Annotated in this window: 18 protein-coding genes and 1 tRNA gene; 13 read left to right on the top strand and 6 right to left on the bottom strand. The window is 73.6% G+C overall.

Going from position 1 to position 19711, the window contains the following annotated elements:
• Positions 1 to 189 precede the first annotated feature (189 nt).
• A complete protein-coding gene (locus IAG43_RS21815; protein ID WP_246574497.1) occupies positions 190 to 651 on the bottom strand; it encodes a response regulator in 462 nt (153 codons plus the stop codon).
• A gap of 296 nt (positions 652 to 947) precedes the next feature.
• Here IAG43_RS21815 and IAG43_RS21810 point away from each other — a divergent pair.
• Positions 948 to 1019 (top strand) — tRNA-Arg (locus tag IAG43_RS21810).
• A gap of 263 nt (positions 1020 to 1282) precedes the next feature.
• On the opposite strand, the gene IAG43_RS21805 is transcribed toward IAG43_RS21810, so the two are convergent.
• Positions 1283 to 1711: a hypothetical protein gene (locus IAG43_RS21805; RefSeq protein WP_187742384.1), complete on the bottom strand. Its 429-nt coding sequence runs from the start codon at positions 1709 to 1711 to the stop codon at positions 1283 to 1285.
• Positions 1712 to 2068: 357 nt separating this feature from the next.
• Between IAG43_RS21805 and IAG43_RS21800 the strand changes: the two genes are divergently transcribed.
• A complete protein-coding gene (locus tag IAG43_RS21800) occupies positions 2069 to 2332 on the top strand; it encodes a magnesium transporter CorA family protein (RefSeq protein ID WP_187742383.1) in 264 nt (87 codons plus the stop codon).
• Positions 2329 to 2742 (top strand): PIN domain-containing protein, encoded by a 414-nt coding sequence (locus tag IAG43_RS21795; protein WP_187742382.1) that lies wholly within the window; start codon positions 2329 to 2331, stop codon positions 2740 to 2742. Before IAG43_RS21800 ends, IAG43_RS21795 begins: the two co-directional genes overlap by 4 nt.
• 153 nt (positions 2743 to 2895) lie before the next feature.
• On the opposite strand, the gene IAG43_RS21790 is transcribed toward IAG43_RS21795, so the two are convergent.
• Positions 2896 to 3471 (bottom strand): hypothetical protein, encoded by a 576-nt coding sequence (locus IAG43_RS21790; RefSeq protein ID WP_187742381.1) that lies wholly within the window; start codon positions 3469 to 3471, stop codon positions 2896 to 2898.
• Between the two features lie 246 nt (positions 3472 to 3717).
• Entirely contained in the window at positions 3718 to 6525 is a 2808-nt protein-coding gene (locus IAG43_RS21785; RefSeq protein WP_281403972.1) for a helix-turn-helix transcriptional regulator, read from the bottom strand.
• A gap of 997 nt (positions 6526 to 7522) precedes the next feature.
• Here IAG43_RS21785 and IAG43_RS21780 point away from each other — a divergent pair.
• From IAG43_RS21780 to IAG43_RS21770, 3 genes are all read left to right on the top strand, one after another.
• Positions 7523 to 7732 carry a DUF5988 family protein gene (locus IAG43_RS21780; RefSeq protein WP_187742379.1) on the top strand — a complete coding sequence of 70 codons (210 nt, stop codon included), beginning with the start codon at positions 7523 to 7525 and terminating at the stop codon, positions 7730 to 7732.
• Positions 7733 to 7807: 75 nt separating this feature from the next.
• Positions 7808 to 9415, top strand: a complete 1608-nt coding sequence (locus tag IAG43_RS21775; RefSeq protein ID WP_246574495.1) for an acyl-CoA carboxylase subunit beta — start codon at positions 7808 to 7810, stop codon at positions 9413 to 9415.
• A gap of 20 nt (positions 9416 to 9435) precedes the next feature.
• Positions 9436 to 9660 (top strand): acyl-CoA carboxylase subunit epsilon, encoded by a 225-nt coding sequence (locus tag IAG43_RS21770; protein ID WP_187742378.1) that lies wholly within the window; start codon positions 9436 to 9438, stop codon positions 9658 to 9660.
• A 131-nt stretch (positions 9661 to 9791) separates the two neighbouring features.
• On the opposite strand, the gene IAG43_RS35220 is transcribed toward IAG43_RS21770, so the two are convergent.
• Both IAG43_RS35220 and ku read right to left on the bottom strand, forming a co-directional pair.
• Positions 9792 to 9866, bottom strand: coding sequence for a 50S ribosomal protein bL37 (locus IAG43_RS35220; RefSeq protein WP_372449862.1), 75 nt, complete (start codon positions 9864 to 9866; stop codon positions 9792 to 9794).
• Between the two features lie 161 nt (positions 9867 to 10027).
• Positions 10028 to 11170 (bottom strand): non-homologous end joining protein Ku, encoded by a 1143-nt coding sequence (ku, locus tag IAG43_RS21765; protein WP_187744579.1) that lies wholly within the window; start codon positions 11168 to 11170, stop codon positions 10028 to 10030.
• Between the two features lie 50 nt (positions 11171 to 11220).
• Between ku and ligD the strand changes: the two genes are divergently transcribed.
• The 7 genes from ligD (at position 11221) to IAG43_RS21730 (ending at position 19415) form a co-directional block, all read left to right on the top strand.
• Positions 11221 to 12096 (top strand): non-homologous end-joining DNA ligase, encoded by an 876-nt coding sequence (ligD, locus tag IAG43_RS21760; protein WP_187742377.1) that lies wholly within the window; start codon positions 11221 to 11223, stop codon positions 12094 to 12096.
• Positions 12093 to 13013 (top strand): ATP-dependent DNA ligase, encoded by a 921-nt coding sequence (locus IAG43_RS21755; RefSeq protein WP_187742376.1) that lies wholly within the window; start codon positions 12093 to 12095, stop codon positions 13011 to 13013. The genes ligD and IAG43_RS21755 overlap by 4 nt, the downstream gene beginning before the upstream one ends.
• A 142-nt stretch (positions 13014 to 13155) precedes the next feature.
• On the top strand, positions 13156 to 13587 hold the full coding sequence (locus IAG43_RS21750) for a Cif family virulence factor (RefSeq protein ID WP_187742375.1): 432 nt from the start codon (positions 13156 to 13158) through the stop codon (positions 13585 to 13587).
• A 282-nt stretch (positions 13588 to 13869) separates the two neighbouring features.
• Complete coding sequence (locus tag IAG43_RS21745; RefSeq protein ID WP_246574493.1) at positions 13870 to 15966, top strand: PBS lyase; 2097 nt, start codon at positions 13870 to 13872, stop codon at positions 15964 to 15966.
• A gap of 56 nt (positions 15967 to 16022) precedes the next feature.
• Positions 16023 to 16355, top strand: a complete 333-nt coding sequence (locus IAG43_RS21740) for a zinc-ribbon domain-containing protein (protein WP_187742374.1) — start codon at positions 16023 to 16025, stop codon at positions 16353 to 16355.
• A 223-nt stretch (positions 16356 to 16578) separates the two neighbouring features.
• The gene (locus tag IAG43_RS21735; RefSeq protein WP_187742373.1) at positions 16579 to 17961 is read left to right on the top strand and encodes an FtsW/RodA/SpoVE family cell cycle protein; all 1383 of its coding nucleotides are present in this window, start codon (positions 16579 to 16581) and stop codon (positions 17959 to 17961) included.
• Complete coding sequence (locus IAG43_RS21730) at positions 17958 to 19415, top strand: penicillin-binding transpeptidase domain-containing protein (protein WP_187742372.1); 1458 nt, start codon at positions 17958 to 17960, stop codon at positions 19413 to 19415. Before IAG43_RS21735 ends, IAG43_RS21730 begins: the two co-directional genes overlap by 4 nt.
• Positions 19416 to 19711: the final 296 nt, after the last annotated feature.

Raw genomic sequence — 19711 nt, 5'->3', positions numbered from 1 at the left:
TGCGGGGCGAGGCGGCGGGGAGGCCGCACGGGAACAGGAGCAAGGCGTTCCGGTACCGCCGGACACGGTGCCGCGGGCGGGGCGGGGCCGCGCAGGCATCAGGCGGACCGCCGCTGCCGACCTGCCGACCGCAGCAGGGACGACGGAGCGCTGCCGGCCCCTCGGCCACCGGACGGGCCCGCAGTCCCCTCAGCCGTGGGCGGGTCGCGGCGCGGGGGCCTGGGCGCCGCCCTCCACGGACGGGGGCTCCTCTCGCCGCTCGCCGGGCTGCTGCCGCTCCCGCTGCGTCAGCCGGCGCACGACCCGCACCAGCTCCGTCGGTTCGAACGGCTTGGCGAGGAACGCGTCCACACCGGCCGCCACACCGGTCTCCACCTCGTACGGGGTGCAGGCGCTGATGATGGCCAGAGGCAGGTGCCTGGTCCGCACGTCGGCTCTGAGCCGTGCAGCGGTGCGCAGCCCGTCGAGACGGGGCATGACGACATCGAGCGTGATGGCATCGGGCTGCACCCGGTGCACGACTTCCAGACACTCGACACCATCGGCCGCGGTCACGACCTCGAAGCCCTCCAGCTCGAGATTGACCCTGATCAGCTGCCGAATCACCCGGTTGTCGTCGACAACGAGCACTCGGCGCGGCACGCCGGACACAGCATCGAGAGTAGGTCGGGCGCCGTGACCGCGTCCCGCTTTTCCCCACTTCCGCCCCCTCCGGGGGACGCGGGAGCACACCGGGGGCGTACGGAAGCACCGCCCGTGTCACAACACCCCTCAGGGGCAGCCCCGTTGGCCCGCGCCGGGGCACGCCGCACCCTTCCGCCCACCCGCACGCGACCCGGCCGAGGACGATCTTCGCGGGACCCGCCGCGGACTCGAAATACCTGTTCACGGAGACCCTCCGCGAGCTGGTAGGGTTCTACCCGTCGCCACGCACCAGCGCGGCGCACGCCCCCGTAGCTCAGGGGATAGAGCAACGGCCTCCGGAGCCGTGTGCGCAGGTTCGAATCCTGCCGGGGGCACTTCACAGGAAGTGCCAAAGAAGCCCCTGACCTGCAGAAATGCGGGTCAGGGGTTATTTGTTCATGTCAGAACGCACACGGCCCACGTGACCGTTGCACTTCCCGACATCCTCACATCTGTGCGCCCGTGACCTGCACTTTTACCTTGACCCACCTGCGAGATCCGGCGTGCCAGACCGCTCGAAACCAGCTCGCGCGGGACATGCGTGGGACGCGAGGTTAATGTGGATCGCTCGGTTCGCCACGAGGAGCGTGACGATCCATCAGTTGTATTCGTCCAGAAGCGCTTCGATGCGCCTGTTGGCGAGGGCCTGACGCCCGTAGAGGTACTTCGCGTACCGGGTCATGAGCACCACGTTGACGAGCGTCATACGCTTGCGCCGCTGCGTCTCGGCAGCCGCGACCCTGCCGTCCCGCTTCAGCCGGAGAGCCTGCAACACACCGCGCATCACGACCGGGTCGAGCAGGTCGTCCAAGGGGGGTGAAGCCCGGGCGACCCAGTCCAGAGCGAGCCGCACCTCTGTGGGTGCCGTGCGCGTATCAGGCCGGGGGATCACGAACGCCCAGTTCCGCAGCGCCCGCCGCAACAGCTCGTCATCCGGCCGGCCTCGCGGCTTTCGGAGCATGGCCTCGGTGATCGAGCACAGTGCATCGTTGGTCTCGCTCCGGGTCTTCGCCGCGACCTGCACCAACGCGCCTCCACATATTCGAGCGAGAAGGCGTACCAACTGCTGAGGGCCGGACCGCGCCCCTCCCTCACCCGGCCGAAGTCATCAGCGGCGGCTTCCCTGACGGCCCGGACCAACGAGGACCCGATCTCGTCGGCAAGCACCCTGACGTCCGCCCCGTCCCCCGCCGCGCGCCCCCGGCGGGACGGTGCGGCAACCACCGTCCTCTGCCCACGCCCCCTCCTGGGAGCACCTCGTACCCGACCTGCCGAACTTCGCATGGCGTCCACCGCCTCTCTCCAGGTCAACGCGTCGCCTGCGGCAGCCATGCCAGTGGGGAAGGCCCCCGCAACGGGGAGGATGACAGGTAGGATGGGTAGCATGAGTGAGCCCACCGGCAAGTACTCGATCACCATGCCGCGCGACATCGCCGAGGCCGCCAAGGCCCGCAGCGGCCCCTCCGGCCTGTCCGCCTACGTAGCCGCGGCCGTGACCCGCCAGATCGAACGCGACAACCTCAACGAACTCATCACCGTCGCCGAGGCCGAGCACGGCCCCGTCACGGACGAAGAGATCCAGGCCCTGCGCGACCAGCTCGCCCAGGCACGACGCGAGCAGGCACAGCACGGAGCGAACGCCGCGTGACCCGCTCCCCCGCGGTCCCCGGCGGCACCCTCGTCCTGGATGGCGAAGGGCTGGCCAAGGCCGTCCTGCGCGACCGCACGGTCACCGGCTGGCTCGCCCTGGCCCGCGCCGACGACCTGCGCGTGATCACCTCCGCGGCCACCCTCGTGGAAGTGGTCCACCCCCGCATCAACCGACCGGCCCTGGAGTGGACGCTCTCCCGACTGGTCATCGAACCGATCACCGAGCCGATCGCCCGCCACGCGGCCGTCCTCCTCGCCGAAGCCGGCTTGCACGGCCACAAGTACGCCATCGACGCCATGCTCGCAGCCACCGCGCTCGCCGCACCAGGTCCCGTCACGATCCTCACCTCCGACCCCGAGGACCTCGTAATGCTGTGCGGCACACAGGCCACGGTCATCAAGATCTGACTGTCGACTGACAGAAGCACCACGTGATCAGCTTGATGCACTGCTGGACATGACGAAGAACGGCGCAGGCGACGTGAAGACGAAGTACATCGCCTACAACCGAGTTCGCCGTTCGGCCTTCGGGTCTGGTGCAGGAGCGGGTGACAGGTTGAGTCACGCGGCGCCCGTCCAGCCGGTCTGCCTCAACGTCGGCATGAGGCGGGTGAGCACGTACGCAGCCACGGGTGTCTCGCGGTCCTCGTCCTCGAACACGATCGAGTGCTGGAATCGCTCGATGTCCTGAGGGTCCTTCGGATCGAAGGACGGGGTGAGCGACACGCCCGGGCGAGCCACCAGTTGGCACAGGAACGCCGCTCCGCACCCCTCCGCCAGTTGCGCCGTGGTCAGAGCCCGCTTCTGCCGTGGCCTCCCGCCCGGCTGCGGCAGGGAGAGGAAGGCCGTGATCCGCCGGCGTCCCGTGGACACCTCGGCTATGCCGGCCCGGTGCCGGCCGTGCAGGTTGGCCAGTGCGGCGGGCATCTCCGGTAACAGGGGGAGCTGCTGCAGGACCACGTCCCTCTCACCGCCGTCCCACCGGGTGTCGTGGATCGTGAGCCGCGGGCGGCCGGCGGCCTCCAGGTGCCATTCGGTGGCGAATCCCGCGTCGGGGACGCCGGAGGTCGTGGTGCCCTGCTTGGGTACGTAGTCGCACGAGTGCTTCAGAGTGAGAGTGGAGCCGAATGCGGTCACGTGCCATCTCCTGTGCGGAACCGAGGGCCTGGGAACTGCGCGGACCGGAAGACGCTCACGGCTGTGGCTGTGCCGTGGAGCGCTCTGGCCACGTCTTCGGGACGGAGCGGCCGGTGCCCACTGCCGTCCGTCCTGCATCGGATATAGCACCTGATACGGGGAGTTGGCCCGGGAAGTGACGATCCCGTCGACCACGCGTGGCACGGTCGGGGGCGGCACGTGCCGTGCCTGCCACGCAGGCGGGCGTCAGAGCAGGGCGGCCGGGAGGCGGGTGTCCGGGGCGGGGAGGTCCTGGCGGCGGGTGACGTTGAGTTTGCGGTAGACCCGGGTGAGGTGCTGCTCGACCGTGCTGACGGTGATGTGCAGCTTCCGCCCGATGTCCCGGTTGGAGTACCCCATCGCGGCGAGCCCCGCCACCTTGCTCTCGGCGCCGCTGAGTTCCGCGCCGCCGGGCAGGACGGGCTCGCTGCCCGCCTGCGCGCCGGTGGGCGGGCGCAGCCGGTCCAGCAGGCCGTGGGCGCCGCAGGACTCGGCCGCGCCGCGGGCCCTGCGCGCCGCGTACCTCGCCCGTTTGCTCTCGCCCAGGGTCTCGTGCGCGTCGGTGGCGTCGACGAGCGCGGCGGCCAGTTCGTAGCGGTCGCCGCATGCCTTGAGGACGTCGGCGGCCTCCCGGAGGATGTCCGGCCGCCGCTCGGGGCGGGACACCGCGGCCAGGGTCCGCAGGGCGATCCCGTAGGAGCGGCCGGGCGGGCCCGCGCGGAGCATGTCCAGTTCCTCGGCGACCAGGCGCCGGGCGCGCACCGTCTCCCCGATCCGCGCCAGCGCCTGCGCGGCGCCGCTGCGCCACGGGACGAGACCGGGCGCGTCCATCCGCCAGCGCTGCATCAGCACACCGCAGTCGAGGAAGTCGCGCAGCGCGGCGTGGGGCCGGGACGTGTGGAGGCAGTAGCGGCCGCGGGCGTGGCGGTAGTGGAGTCCGCCTCGGCCGTCGTGCATCTCGGCGGGCACGGGACGCTGCAGGAGGGTGCCCGCGTCGTCGGGGCGGCCCGCGGCGAGGTGGGTGAGGACGGCGGTGGCGAGCGGGGTCCCGATCTCCGCCCCCCAGTCCCCCGCCGTCATCCCCGACAGCGCCGCCGCCGCGTGGCGCTCCGCGTCGGGCAGCATGCCCTGCCGCAGGGCGGCCTGGGCCGCCAGGGAGTCCAGCTGGGCCCGCCAGGCGGGGGCGTGGACCAGGCCGGACTCGGCGAGCAGGGTCGAGCACCACGCGGACGCGGTCGCGGCCCGGTCCGCGTAGACCAGCGCGGAGAGCGCCAGGGTCAGTGGTTCCAGGGTGTGTTCGGTGACGTGGTAGATCCGCAGGGCCTGTTCGGCCTCGTGGATGCCGCGCTCGTCGCCGCCGCCGCCCAGCACGGAGGCGAGCAGCCGGGTGGCCCGCCAGCGCAGGGCGTCCCCGTCGGACTCGGGGCCGCGGGTGCTCTGCCAGGGTGCGGCGTCGGCGGAGAACTCCCGGGCGACACCGGGGTAGGAGACCGCGAGCCAGAGGCCGAGCAGTCGCTTCGGCGCCGCGGCGGGGTCGCGCCGCCCGCTGCCGGTCCCGTCGAGCCGGCGCAGGAGTTCGCGGGCCTCGGCGTGCCGGCCGTCCTGGAGCAGGCAGCGCACCATGACGGCGGCGTGTGCGGCGTCGAAGCGCGAGGTGGCGAGGTGGCGGACGACCGGGTCGAGGCGCCGGAGTGCGGCGCGGGGGCTGCTGCGGCGCTGGAGCCGGGCCAGGTCGACGAGTATCGCCGCGCGGTCGCAGCCGCCGGACGCCGACCGGTGCGCCAGTTCCAGGTGGGCGGCCGCCTGGGGGACGCGGTTCTCGGCCGCGGCCAGTTCGGCGGCGTCCCGCAGGACGGGCACGGCCCAGGTCCACCGTTCGTCGGCGACGTCCAGCGGGCCGGGGGCGGCGGTGAGGTACGACGCGACGACCGGGGACGGCGCCCCGGAGTCGTAGAGCACGCGGGCGACGCGGGCTTCGAGGCCGGTGCGCACGGCGTCCGGTGTCCGCGCGAGCACGGCCGCCCGCACCGCGGGGTGGCGGAGGCCGCCGTCCGCGGCGAGGCCGGTGCCGCGCAGCAGGGCGAGCAGGCGGTCGGCGGTGCGGGGCGGGACGTCCAGGGCGCGCCCGAGGAGTGCCGCGCTCGATCGGTCGCCGAGCAGGGCGAGCACCCGCGCGGCCTCCAGCGCCTCGGCCCCCGAACGTCGCAGACAGAGAGTGACGGCCTGCCGGAAGGCGTCGCCCACGGCCGCGCCCCGGCCGTCCGCCGCGGCGGGCGGGCCCGATTCCACGTCGGTGGCGAATGCGTGGACGAGAAGGGGATTACCGCCGGTTACCTCTGCGCATTCCTCGGTCAGACCCGGCGTATTCAGCCCTCCGAGGCGCGCGCCGAGGATTTCCGATATCCCCGGGTGCGAGAGGAGGGAAAGGCGGATGTATTCCACGTCCGTCCGCTGGTGCAGCTCGTCCTGGAACAGCGGGCAGACGGGAAGCGTCTCGTCCGGTTCGACGAAGACCATCGCGGTGCGCACCGTGCGGGAGCGCCGTACGAAGTAGAGGAGGTACGCCAGGGAGCGGGCGTCGGCATGGCCGATGTCGTCGACGACGATGCCGACGGGCGTGCGGGCGGCGATGCCCGCGACGACGGCCCACAGTTCCTCGGCGACGGCCGCGTCCTCGGGACTCATGTGCGCCGTCTCCTCGCCGGTCCGCGGGTCCGCGCCGTCCGCGCCCCTGCGCAGCAGTTCGGCGACCCGGCGGGCCGGTCCGGGACCGAGGGGCGCCGCGGCGAAGAGCTGCCGGACCACTCCCAGCGGGAGATTCTGCTCCGCCCGGGAGCACTGGGCGCTCAACAGGGCCAAGGGCGGGGCGAGTCCGTCGAGCGCCTCCGCGAGGAGTGCCGTCCTGCCGCTGCCGGCGGGGCCGCTGACGACGACGATCCGCCCTCTGCCGCCGCCGGGCTGTGCGAGCACCCCGCGCAGACGGCATGTTTCACCGCTTCGTTCCGCTAGGACCATCGACTGTTCAACCCCCGTTGCGCAACGCCGATATGCGCACGACACCGCGGGGTGAAAGGGCGGGCGGGGCACGTGATGATTTCCCCGTACATCCGGTCATGATGCGAATTCCCCGCGCGGACCCGTCCCCCGAAAGCCCCCGGACCCCCTCGTCCGCGAGTGGCGTCATGCACCCTCAAACATAACCGGCAAAGAGTAAAGCAAAGGTAAAGAAAATCCCATGCGCGAGAAAACCCGCACCCTGTCGGTTGACCATTGAATTAATTGGCCGACGGCCACGGCCCGCTGCCGGCCGGCGGAGTGCGCCGCTCCTCCGGCCCCACGGGCCCGGCGGGCCGGGGGCCGCAGCACCGCGCCCCATACACCCCTCCCGGGCCGGCCGTACAGGGCAGCAACCGGCCAACAGGGGTTGCCGCAGGGGTGCTTCCCGCCCGCCGCGGGCGGGAGGCGGCCCGCCGCGCGGGCGGCCCGGACCGGCCCGCCGGGAGCCGTCCGGACCCGTCGCTCGCCCGGTCCGCCCACCGGCCTTTCCGCTTCTCGGGGCACACGGGGGACACGTGGCGGCACCCGCCGGCGCGCTCGGCGGCACCCGCCGCGACAGCCGTCGGACGGACCCGCCGCGACCGTCCGTCAGGTGCACGGGCCCGGTATTCGGGCGGGGGTCCACTGGGGCGATTAGGGGTTGTTCCGCGGGATTCCAGATGTAAGCCTCGTCACGTCAGCCCCCAAGGCGAAACAATCGAGGTATTCCCCCCGCCGGACCCCGGTCCGTCGTGTGCACGGATTCCGGCGTCCGTACCCGTGTCCGGCTTCCCCGCCGGCGTCGCACCTCGCGGCCCGTGGCCGCCGCAGCTCGCGGTGACCACGGAAAGCGCAGGTCAGGTGCGTGTCGGCCGTGGCGAGAGCCACGGCATGCGCACCCGGCCCGGCACACCGGCACGCCCATGAGGACGTGCCGTCCCTGTCAGTGAGATTTCCCGTCCCGGAGGTGTTCATTTTGTCGCAGATCAAGGTACTGCTGGTCGGTGGACCGTCCTTCTTTCCTCCTGAAGAGCGGGTGCAGTTCACGGCCTCGCTGACGGAGAAGATCAAGCACCGTTTCGGTGCCGGATACGAGCATTTCCTGCACGAGGGCGAATACGAGAAGCTCGACGGCGACGACATCCCGGTGTTCGTCTGGAAGACGCGCACGGCGATAGCGGAGTGAGCAGACGGCGGCCGGGAGACCCCGGCCGCCGCCGCCGCGTGTCCAACGACGATCGATCCCGGAAGAGGTGTGTCAATGACGATCGCGCCGGAGGCCCCGCCCAGCGGGGCCCGCTCCGAGGTGACGTCGCATCAGGAGACCCGTGGCCGGGTCGCGCAGTTGCGTGCCCTGCGGGAGCAGGCGGAGCGTGGCCCGAGTGACCGGGCGACCGAGGCGCAGCATGCGAAGGGGAAGCTGACCGCGCGTGAGCGGATCGCTCTGCTGCTGGACGAGGGTTCGTTCCGTGAGGTCGAGCAGTTGCGGCGGCATCGTGCGTCGGGGTTCGGTCTGGAGGCGAAGCGGCCGTACACGGACGGTGTGGTGACCGGCTGGGGGACGGTGGAGGGCCGGACGGTCTTCGTGTACGCGCATGATTTCCGGATCTTCGGGGGTGCGCTGGGCGAGGCGCATGCGACGAAGATCCACAAGATCATGGACATGGCGATTTCGGCGGGTGCTCCGCTGGTGTCGCTGAACGACGGTGCGGGTGCGCGGATCCAGGAGGGCGTGAGCGCTCTGGCCGGGTACGGCGGGATCTTCCAGCGGAACACGAGGGCGTCGGGTGTGATCCCGCAGATCTCGGTGATGCTGGGCCCGTGTGCGGGCGGTGCGGCCTACAGTCCGGCGCTGACGGACTTCGTGTTCATGGTCCGTGAGACCTCGCAGATGTTCATCACCGGTCCGGACGTGGTGAAGGCGGTGACCGGCGAGGAGATCACGCAGAACGGGCTGGGCGGCGCGGACGTGCACGCCGAGACGTCGGGCGTCGCGCACTTCGCGTACGACGACGAGGAGACCTGCATCGCGGAGGTCCGCTACCTCCTGTCCATGCTCCCCTCCAACAACCGGGAACTGCCGCCGCGTTCGGAGCCGGCCGACGGTCCGGACCGGCGCTGCGACACACTGCTGGACATCGTGCCGATCGACGGCGGCCGCCCGTACGACATGCGCGAGGTGATCGCCGAACTCGTCGACGAGGGCGACCACATGGAGGTCCACGAACGGTGGGCCACCAGCGTCATCACCACCCTCGCCCGTCTCGACGGCCAGGTCGTCGGCATCGTCGCCAGCCAGCCGCGGTCCTTCGCGGGAGTGCTCGACATCCACTCGTCCGAGAAGGCCGCGCGCTTCGTGCAGATGTGCGACGCCTTCAACATCCCCATCGTCACGCTCGTGGACGTGCCGGGCTTCCTGCCGGGCGTGGACCAGGAGCACGGCGGCATCATCCGCCACGGCGCCAAGCTGCTCTACGCCTACTGCAACGCCACCGTGCCCCGGATCTCGCTGATCCTGCGCAAGGCCTACGGCGGCGCCTACATCGTCATGGACTCCCAGTCCATCGGTGCCGACCTCACCTACGCCTGGCCCACCAACGAGATCGCCGTCATGGGCGCCGAAGGCGCGGCGAACGTCATCTTCCGCCGCCAGATCGCCGACGCCGACGACCCCGAGGCCATGCGCACCCGCATGGTCAAGGAGTACAAGGCCGAACTGATGCACCCCTACTACGCCGCGGAGCGCGGCCTCGTCGACGACGTCATCGACCCCGCCGACACCCGCGAGGTCCTCATCAGGTCCCTCGCCATGCTCCGCACCAAGCACGCCGACCTGCCGTCCCGCAAGCACGGCAACCCCCCGCAGTGACCACCGCCGAGGAGCACTCCGTGGAAACAGGCAGCGCACGGCCCCTGCTGCACGTGACGAAGGGGCACGCGGACCCCGACGAACTGGCCGCCGTGACGGCGGTCCTGATGGCCCGGGCGGGAGCACGCGCGGCGGACACGGCCGCCGGGCGCCCCGCGGACAGGCCCGCCGAACGCCCCGGCGGCGGGCGTCCGGCCACGCGCCCCGCGTTCCTCACCGCCCACTCCTGGCAGGGCGGGTCCTGAGGCAGCGGGCCCGTGCGCGCCACGGGCCGCCCCGCACGCGAAGGGAGCCGGATCCGCAGGCCGGATCCGGCTCCCTTCGGCGGTGCCGCACCTCGCACGGCGCCACCGGGAACAGCTGTGGGGAACAGCCGTCAGCAGTTGGGGCGCTTGCCGTGGTTCGCGCCCTTCTTCTTCCGCGCACGGCGCTTGTTGCCTCGCTTCGACATACCGACCATCTCCCTTGATCCAGGGCATTACGGGCGGTGGCCAGCCTAGCGCCGCACCCGCGGGGCCGCCTGCCCGGAACCTCCCGGCGCCCGGACGCACCCCGGCGCGCGCCCTTCGGACGGCCGGGCGCGGCACACCAGCGGCCGGCAGCGCGCCGGGGTCACGCCGAGCCGCGCCCGCGGGACGCCGCCTTGCGGGCGGCCTGCCCCGATCCGGCCGTCTTCTTCGCCGCGCTCCGCCCCGCCGAGGAGGAGCGGGCGGTGGACTTCTTCGCCGAGGACCCCGAGGCGGTGGCCGCGGCGGCCCGCTTCGCCGTGCTCTTCCGCGCGCTCCCGGCGCCCTCCTTCGCCGCCGGGCCGGAACGTCCTGCCGCTCCCGCCTTCCCCGCTCCCGCCTTCCCCGGCGCGCTCTTCTTCGCTCCACCGGTCCCCGCCGCGGACTTCCTGCCCGACGTCCCGCGCCCCGAGGGCCGCTTGAGCTCGGTGACCTCGGCGTCCCCGCCCGCCTCGGCGTCCTCGCCCCCGCGCGCCTGCCTGGCCGCCCGCACGCTGCTCTCCAGCGCCGCCATCAGGTCGATCACCTTGCCGCCCTCGCCGGCGCCCTCCGCCACCTCGGCGACCTCCCCGCCGCCCTCGACCTTGGTCGCGATCATCGCCTCGACCGCCTCGCGGTAGTCGTCGTGGAGCGAGTCGAGGTCGACCTCGCCGAGCGTGTCCATGAGGGCGTCGGCCAGGTCGAGTTCGGCGTCGCGCACGGTCACGTCGCCGCCCCCCGCGACGCTGTCGGGCGCCCGGATCTCGTCGGGCCAGAGCAGCCCGTGCAGGGTGACGACCTCGTCGACGACCCTGAGCATGCCGAGGCGCTCGCGCCCCCGCAGGGCGAACTTGGCGACGGCGACCCTGCCGCTGCGGCGGAGCGCCTCGCGGAGCAGCGTGTACGGCTTGGCCGCGGGCACGCCGTTGGCCGCCAGGTAGTACGCGGTGTCCATCTGGAGGGGGTCGATCTCGGACGCGGGCACGAACGCGACGATCTCGATCGTCTTCGTGGTGGGCAGCGGGAGGGCGGCGAGGTCCTCGTCCGTGATGGGGATCATCGAGCCGTCGGCGTCCTCGTACGCCTTGCCGATCTCGTCGCCCGGGACCTCCTTCTCCTCCAGCTCGCACACCTTGCGGTAGCGGATCCGGCCCCCGTCGGCCGCGTGGATCTGGCGGAAGGAGAGCGAGTGGTTCTCGGTCGCGTTGATGAGCTTGACCGGAATGCTGACCAGGCCGAAGGAGATCGCACCGTTCCATATCGAGCGCACGCCGTGCCCCTTCCGCGCCTTTGGTACCGAAATCATGGGATTCTCATCGTATGACGCCGATCACCGAGGTGGAGGGGCGACGGCTGACGCTCACCAACCTGGACAAGGTCATCCACCCCGCCACCGGGACCACCAAGGGCGAGATCGTCCACTACTACGCCGTCACCGCCGCCGCGATCCTCCCCCACCTGCGCGACCGGCCGGTCTCCTTCCTGCGGTACCCGGACGGGCCCGGCGGCCAGGTCTTCTTCACCAAGAACCCGCCACCGGGGATGCCCGGCTGGGTGCGCACCGCCCCGGTGCCGCGCTCGGACGACCCCGGTGCCCGCCAGGTCGTCGTGGACGACCTGGCGTCGCTGGTGTGGGCGGCCAACCTGGTGGTCGAGTTCCACACCCCGCAGTGGCGGGCAGGGGACCCGGGGGTCGCCGACCGCATGGTGTTCGACCTCGACCCCGGCGCACCGGCCGGCATGGACGAGTGCCGCGAGGTCGCGCTCTGGCTGCGCGACCGGCTGGCCCGGGACGGCCTCGACGCGTACGCCAAGACCTCGGGGTCCAAGGGGCTCCACCTGCTGGTCCCCCTGGCGCCGACGGCCTCGGCACGGGTCTCCGCGTACGCGCGGGCGCTGGCCGTGGCCGGCGAGGCGGCGCTGCCCCGGCTGGTGCTGCACCGGATGGCGCGGGCGCTGCGGCCGGGGAAGGTCTTCGTCGACCACAGCCAGAACGCGGCGGCGAAGACCACCGCGACGCCCTACACCCTGCGGGCCCGTCCCGAGCCCACCGTCTCGACGCCTGTGAGCTGGGACGAGATCGCGGCGGGCGGGGATCTGGTGTTCACCGCCGCCGACATCGCCCCGCGCCTGGCACGCCTCGGCGACCTGCTCGCGCCTTTGATCGACCCGGAGAATCCGGGGCGTCTTCCATGAGCATGCCCGGACCCCCGCTGCGGGTGGCGTCGGCGGAGCCGGTGGGCGCCCTCCCGCGCGGGACGGACCTCGCCTACGAACCCAAGTTCGACGGCCACCGGATGGTCGTCTTCGTCCGGCGGGAGGGCGTCCTGCTCCAGGCGCGTTCGGGCCGGATCGTGACCGCCGCCTTCCCGGACCTCGCCGCCGCGGCCCGGCGCCTGCCGGACGGGACCGTGCTCGACGGGGAGGTCGTCGTATGGCGCCAGGGGCGCACCGACTTCGCGGCCGTGCAGCGCCGCGCGGCCGCCACCGCCGCCCGGGCGCCCGCGCTCGCCCGGGCGCTGCCCGCCTCGTACGCGGCGTTCGACCTGCTCGCCGAGGACGGCGAGGACCTGCGGCCGCTCCCGTACGGGGAGCGCCGGGGGCGACTGGAGGCGCTGGTGGGGCCCCTGGGGCCGCCCCTGCAGCCGGTGCCGATGACGCGGGACCCGGCGCAGGCGCTGACGTGGTTCGCGACGCTGCACACGATCGGTGTCGAGGGGCTGGTGGTCAAGCGGGTGGACCAGGCGTACCGCGGCGGCTCCCGGACCTGGCGCAAACTGCGGCACACGACCGCCACGGACGCCGCGGTGACCGGCTTCACCGGTCCGCCCGCGCACCCCTCGGCCCTGGTGCTGACACTGCCGGACGACGACGCGCCGGTCGTCTCGGCGCCGCTCCCCCCGGCCCTGCGGGCCCAGGCGGGCGAGGTGCTCGCGGGCAGGACGGTGCCGGGCGGGGGCACCGCCGTGGCGGTCGGCGTGGGCGAGGTCGCGTACCGGCGGGTGGCGGCGGGCACGACGGCGGAGGTGGAGCGGGGGACGACCCGGCACCCGGTCGTCACGGTGCTGCGCCTGCGGCTGCCCGAGGAGCAGGAGCCGGAGCCGGAGCCATGACCGGCCGCGGCATCGGCATCGGCATCGGCATCGGCATCGGCATCGGCATCGGCGGAGATTAATCAAGTTTGACTAGCCGAGCGAGGGGGCACTGTCGTCACGCCGACGTCAGGAGCCGAAACGTGAACAGCGAGGAGTCCGCATGACCGTCCTGCCCGAGACCGGCCACACCCCCACCGCCGGGGAACTGGCGGAGATCGAGCGGTGGTTCGAGACCTACGACGCGCTCAGCGCGGCGCGTGACATCGAGGGCATGGCCGACATGGCCGTCTTCCCGCTCAACCTGGTCAGCGACGACGCCTCGGCCCGCGGCGCGTCGGCCCAGTGGGACCGGGAGCAGTTCGTCGCCACCATGACGCAGGTGATGGGCCAGGGCGGCGAACCGCTCTCGTTCTCCAGCGAGCGCACCCCCGTCTTCCTCTCCCCCGCGATGGTCGTGGTCTTCACCGATTCGGCCATGACCGCGGGCGGGACGACCGAACGGCTGCGCTACGCGGACGTGCTGATCCGGCGCGCGGACGGGTGGGCCTTCCAGACCATGATCCAGAGCGGCTGGGGCGAAAACCTCCGGTGAGCCCCACCCCGCGCGGACCATCCTGATCCGGCCGTTGTGCGCCGCCCGCCCCCGGCGCACACACGGGTCCGGAAGATCCGGGAAAAGCATGACCCGTACTCGGTTCGGTGCACGCTTCAACCGCGTTCCCCGACCGGCAGCGGTCCCCGCGTCGGCGCGGGAGGCCGCCGGGCGCGCCCGTGACGACGGCCCGGCGGCCCTGCGAGCGGCGCGATACCGGTCGCCCTGTCAGGACAGTGGGGCACACTCTCCCCAGACACATGGACGACGCGAGGTTCCTGGATGGGGGCAATGGTGTTCGCGGGGATCGACGAGGTCGACTGGGCATCTCTCGAGCATTCCTACGGCCCGGCCGACAACGTGCCGGAGTTACTGCGAGGTCTGGCGTCCGCGGATCCCGCGGAGCGCGAGAACGCACTGGACGGGATGTACGGGACGGTGCACCACCACGGCGACGTCTACGACTCGACGCTCGCCTGCATACCGTTCCTCATGGAACTGGTGGCCGATCCGCTGGTCGAGGACCGCGGGGCCATCATCGAGCTGCTGACCAGCATCGGCGGCATCGATCTCGACGGCGACGACGAACTGGACCCAGGTGACGAGGGGTTCGAGGACGCCGCCAACTACGCCATGGCCGCGTCGGCGGTGACGGCGGGCTGCGACGTGTTCCTGGACCTGGTCGGCGACCACGACCGGGAGGTGCGGCTCGTCGTGCCGCTGACGCTGGCCAACCTCCACGGCGACCCGGTGCGGGTGCTGCGCCTGCTGCGGCACCGGCTGGAGGTCGAGAAGGACGACGAGGTGCGCCTCGCCTGCCTGGAGGCGGGCGGGCGGATAGCGCTCCGGCACAAGGACCTGGCGCCCGACGTGGTCGAGTGGCTGACCGGCGTCATGGAACCCTCCTACTGCACCGGTCTGCGGCTGGGCGCGATCTCCCAGATCGCCCGGTGCGCGCCCGCGGCGCTGCCGCGCGACGTGGTGCCCTGGGTGACCGGGATGCTGCGCCGGCTGGACGAGGAGCCCGAGGTGCTGGGCGCGGCCGACCCGCTGCCGCCGTCGTTCACCGGCCCGCCCCGGGAGATACGGGCGGCCGCCGTGGCCGGCCGGACGGCGCCGTGGACCGCGGAACTGCTGCGCACCCTCCACAACGGCCTCGGCGACCGGGTGGACGACCGCATCGCCCTCCTGGCCGACCAGCTCAGCAGCCCCGACCGCGAGCGGCGGCTGGACGCGGTGCGGATGAGCGAGAGCCTGCTGCGCACCTGGCGGGGGGCATACGGCGATCTGGTCGCGCTCCTCGGTGAGCAGGTGGGCGACCGCGAGCCCCGGCTCGCGGACGCGGCCGCCGGCGTGCTGGGCGGCCTGTTCCAGCTCGCCGAGCCCGCCGCAGACGCGCTGCTGGAGCGGGTGGAGAACGACCCGAACTGCTGGGTGCGCTCCTGGGGCGAGGGCTCGGCCAGACTGGGCCGCCCGGTGATGGCCCTGGTCAGGGCGGGCGATCCGCGCGTGGTGCCGGTACTCGCCGGCATCCTCGGGCAGGGCGACGCGGCGGGCGACCTGGCCTGTTCGCTGGACAGCCTGGGCACCTCGGCCGCACCGCTGGCGCCCGCGCTGTGCGACCTGCTGTCCCGGGTCCGGCTCGACGGACACCTGCACGAGCAGGCCGCTCCCCTGCTGCGCGGCCTGTCGTCGCTGCGGGCCGCGGACCTGCTGCCCGACGCGGTGCCCGCGGTGCTGCGCGTGCTGCGCGGCGCCCCCGACCACACCCGCGAGCTGGTCGTGGACGAGGCGCTGCGGACCCTGACCGCTTTCGGGCCCGCCGCCCGCCCCGCCGTGCCCGAGCTGCGCGATCTGCTCGACCGGCCGCCGGCCGGGCTGTCCGCGCAGGCCGGCGCCCGCGCGGCGGGCGCGCTCTGGGCGATCGAGGGGGACGCGGACGCGATCCTTCCGGCACTGTGCGCCCTGCTCGGCGGGCCGGACCCCGACGGGCGGCACGCGGCGGCGGCGGTCGTCGGCGGCCTCGGCGCGGCCGGCGCCGCGGCGGCCGGCCCGCTCGGCGCGCTGCTCTGGTCGGCCGATCCGTGGACCCGGGTGGAGGCCGCGGCGGCACTCTGGCGGGTGACCGGCGACCCGGGCCGCGCCTGGCCCGTGCTGCGCCGGGCGTGGGCCGAGCTGCCGCACGCCCGGGTGCGGGTGGCCGGGGCGCTGGCCGACCTGTCGACCCGGGAGGCGGAGGGCGCGGACCGGCTGGTGGACCGCGAGCTGCTGACGGTGCGCCGTCACAACGCGGTGGGCGCCGGTGCGGGCGGTCATGACATCTTTGACGACGAGAGACTGCTGGCGCTGTGCAGGCGGGCGGTCACGGGGACGCCGTGAGCGGCACGGGCCCCGGCCCACCGGCGAGTGGCGGATCACGACGGAGGACATCGGAAATGATCATCTTCGGCACCAAGGGCTACCTGTACCAGCTGGCCATCCTCACCCTGGTCTGTGGCCACTGCGGCAACCCGTCGGCGCACACCCTGCGCAAGCGCGTCACCAAGTTCACCCTGTTCTTCATCCCGCTGTTCCCGTTCTCGACGAAGTACGCGACGCAGTGCACGTTCTGCGGCGCGGAGCAGCGGATCGAGGCGGCGCAGGCCGAGCAGCTCCAGCTCCAGGCCGCGGGCGGCCAGGCCCAGGGCGGGCAGCCGTACGGCCAGGGCTTCGACCAGGCCGCGGGGCAGGGCGGCCGGCCGGGGCAGCAGAACCCGTACCAGCACTGAGGAAACGTCACTTCGCCGCAGCCGCCGGGAAGACGCCCCCGGCGGCCCGTCCGGTCGGCGGGCGTGACGGGCGCCGGCGCGCGGCCCGGCAGGCGAGCGAGGCGCCGCCACGGGAGGCGAGCGAGGCGCGGCACGGCGGCGCGGGCGGGGCCGTGACACCGGGCCGATGACGCACTATGACATAAAGGGACAAAAACACTGAGGGCTTGCTACGTTGCGTGGCATGACCGCACCGCCGGCGGAAGCGTCACCGCCCGAGCAGCGTCCCGCCCGGCGGCGGGGCGTCGAACTGTCGCTCCTGCTCTGCGCCGTCCTCGTCTCCGTCTACGGCTACGCCTGCGTCGGCCTCGCCCGGCAGGGCGCCGTACCCCCGGACGCGGCCCGCTACGGCGCCGGGCTCGGCGCGCTGGCCCTGGTCGCCCATCTCGCGGTGCGCTTCCGCGCCCCCTGGGCCGACCCGCTGCTGCTGCCCATCGCCGTGCTGCTCAACGGCCTGGGCCTGGTGCTCATCCACCGCCTCGACCTGGAGACCCCCGAGGACGTCGCCGCACCCACCCAGCTGGTGTGGTCCGGGCTCGGCGTGGCGCTCTGCGTGGCCACCGTCATCGCCCTGGGCGACCACCGCGCCCTCCGCCGCCATGCGCGCGCCTGCGTCACCGCGGCGCTGCTCCTGCTCTGCGCCCCCGTGTTCTTCCCGCCGGTCAACGGCGCCCGGATCTGGATCAGGGTCGGAGAACTGTCCCTCCAGCCGGGGGAGTTCGCGAAGGTGCTGCTCGCCGTGTTCTTCGCCGCCCATCTGGCCGCCCACCGGGAAGCGCTCGCCGAGGCGGGCCGGCGCACCCTCGGGGCCGTACGGCTGCCGGCCCGGCGGGCCGCCGGTCCCGTCCTCGGCGTCTGGCTGCTGAGCATGCTGGTGCTGGTCCTGGAGCGCGACCTGGGCACCTCGCTGCTCTTCTTCGGTCTCTTCGTCGTCCTCCTCTACGTGGCGACGGGCCGTGTCGGCTGGATCGCGATCGGGCTGGCACTGGCCGCGGCCGGGGCGTACGCCGTCGGCACGCTGGTGCCGCACGTGCACGGCCGCGTCGAGGACTGGCTGGACCCGTACGCGGGGATCGCGGCCGGGGAGGGCACCGGCCAGCTCGCCCAGTCGCTGTTCGCCTTCGGCACCGGCGGCGTGCTCGGCACCGGCCTGGGGCTCGGCCACTCCGTCCTCATCGGCTTCGCCGCCAAGTCCGACTTCATCCTGGCCACCGCGGGCGAGGAACTCGGGCTCGTGGGGCTGACCGCCCTGCTGCTGCTCTACGGGCTGCTCGTCGGCCGCGGGTTCCGGGCGGCGACCGGGCTCGACGACGCGTTCGGCACCCTGCTCGCGGTCGGCCTGTCGTCGATCGTCGCGCTCCAGGTGTTCGTCATCGCCGGCGGGGTGACCGGACTGATCCCGCTGACCGGCATGGCGATGCCCTTCCTCGCGCAGGGCGGCTCCTCGGTGGTGACCAACTGGGTGATCGTGGCCCTGCTGATCCGGCTCAGCCACGCCGCCCGCGCGCCGCGGCCGGCTCCCGCCGCACCGCAGACCCCCGCCGCCCGCCCCGTGGCCCTGCGGTGATCCGCCGCACGCGGCACGCCGCCGGTGTCTGCGCGGTGCTGCTGGCGGCCCTGCTGGTGAACGCCGCCCGGGTGCAGGTCGTCGAGTCCCCCGGGCTGGAGGGGAACCCCGGCAACCGGCGTGCCGACATCGCCCGTTACGGGGTGCCGCGCGGCGACATCCTCGTCGACTCGGGTCCGGTGACCGGTTCCCGCGACACCGGCGGCCGGCTCCGCTACGAACGCACCTACCGCGACGGTCCGCTCTACGCGCCGGTCACCGGCTACGCGTCCCAGACCTACGGCACGTCCCTGCTGGAGAACCTCGAGGACGGCATCCTCGCCGGGACGGATCCGCTGCTGTCCCCGCTGCCGCTCCTCGACGGCCTCCACCGCGTCCGGCCCCCCGGCGGCCATGTGGTGACCACGGTCCGGGCGGCCGTGCAGGAGGCCGCGTACCGGGGCCTGGACGGGCGGCGCGGCGCCGTCGCGGCGATCGAACCGTCCTCCGGCCGGATCCTGGCGCTCGTCTCCAGCCCCTCGTACGACCCCGGCCGCTTCGCCGGCACCGACGGCGCGAGCGCGGACGCCTGGGCCCGGCTGAACGGGGCGCCGGCGCGGCCGATGCTCAACAGGGCCATCCGGCAGACCTATCCGCCCGGTTCCGCGTTCAAGATCGTGACGGCGGCGGCCGCGCTGGACTCCGGGGTGGTGGACGACGTGGACGCGCCGACCCGCACCCCCCGGCCGTACGTCCTGCCCGGCACCAGCACGGTGCTGCCCGACGCCGTGGAGGGCTGCGAGAACGCCTCCCTCGCCTACGCGCTCCAGTGGTCGTGCAACACGGTGATGGCCGGGCTCGGGGCCCGGGTGGGGCTGCGGGGGATGGTGGAGGCGGCGGCCGGGTTCGGCTTCAACGACCCGGGGCTGCGCATCCCGGCGGGCGTGTCGCGGTCCAACTTCGACACCGACATGTCCCGGGACCAGCTGGCGCTGTCGTCCATCGGGCAGTTCAACACCACCGCGACGCCGCTCCAGATGGCGATGGTGGCCTCGGCGGTCGCGGCCGGCGGGACCCTGCGCCATCCGTACCTCGTGGAGAAGGTGACCCGGGCCGGCGGCGAGACGGCCGAGCACCACGGCCCCCGGGCGTACCGGCAGGCCATGAACCCGGCCACCGCGATGCGGCTGCGCGAGATGATGGTGCAGGCCGTCGAGGAGGGAACCGGCCGGAAGGCGGCGATCGGCGGCGCGACCGTCGGCGGCAAGACCGGTACCGCCCAGCACGGCGTGGGCAACAAGGGCACCCCGTACGCCTGGTTCATCTCGTGGGCGCAGGCCGACGACGCGCCGCTGCCGGGGGTGGCGGTGGCCGTGGTGGTCGAGGACGCGTCGGCGGACCGCGCCGAGATCAGCGGCGGCGGGAGCGCCGCCCCGATCGCGCGCGCGGTGATGCGGGCGGCACTGCACGGCTGACGCCGTGCGCACCGCGGGGGACCGGGGCACGCCCGCGGACCCGACCGGTCGCGGGCAGCCCGGGCACGCCGGACCCGGCCACACCCGCGGGACCGGCCGAGCACGGGAAACCCGGGCACGCCGGACCCGGCCACACCCGCGGACCCGGCCGAGCACGGAGATCCCAGCCCCGCCGGCGATTGAGGCGCGGGGCGCGGGGCAGAGCCCCGCCCGCCCCGGCCGCACCCACGAACCCGGCCCACCCCGGGAAACCCCGCCCCGCCGGACCGGTGCACACCGGAAGCCCCGCCCCGCCC

This window comes from Streptomyces genisteinicus, from assembly GCF_014489615.1.
GTDB classification, from domain to species: Bacteria; Actinomycetota; Actinomycetes; order Streptomycetales; family Streptomycetaceae; genus Streptomyces; species Streptomyces genisteinicus.
Note: the sequence above shows the minus strand (reverse complement) of the source record. Positions and strands in the feature narration are given on the sequence as shown.

Excerpts from the sequence above, each read along its gene's own strand:
- IAG43_RS21755 (WP_187742376.1), top strand. The coding sequence starts at position 12,093 with ATGAGCATGCCCGGACCCCCGCTGCGGGTGGCGTCGGCGGAGCCGGTG.
- IAG43_RS21800 (WP_187742383.1), top strand. The coding sequence starts at position 2,069 with ATGAGTGAGCCCACCGGCAAGTACTCGATCACCATGCCGCGCGACATC.
- IAG43_RS21735 (WP_187742373.1), top strand. The coding sequence starts at position 16,579 with ATGACCGCACCGCCGGCGGAAGCGTCACCGCCCGAGCAGCGTCCCGCC.
- IAG43_RS21775 (WP_246574495.1), top strand. The coding sequence starts at position 7,808 with ATGACGATCGCGCCGGAGGCCCCGCCCAGCGGGGCCCGCTCCGAGGTG.
- ligD (WP_187742377.1), top strand. The coding sequence starts at position 11,221 with ATGACGCCGATCACCGAGGTGGAGGGGCGACGGCTGACGCTCACCAAC.
- IAG43_RS21740 (WP_187742374.1), top strand. The coding sequence starts at position 16,023 with ATGATCATCTTCGGCACCAAGGGCTACCTGTACCAGCTGGCCATCCTC.
- IAG43_RS21750 (WP_187742375.1), top strand. The coding sequence starts at position 13,156 with ATGACCGTCCTGCCCGAGACCGGCCACACCCCCACCGCCGGGGAACTG.
- IAG43_RS21785 (WP_281403972.1), bottom strand. The coding sequence starts at position 6,525 with ATGGTCCTAGCGGAACGAAGCGGTGAAACATGCCGTCTGCGCGGGGTG.
- IAG43_RS21745 (WP_246574493.1), top strand. The coding sequence starts at position 13,870 with ATGGGGGCAATGGTGTTCGCGGGGATCGACGAGGTCGACTGGGCATCT.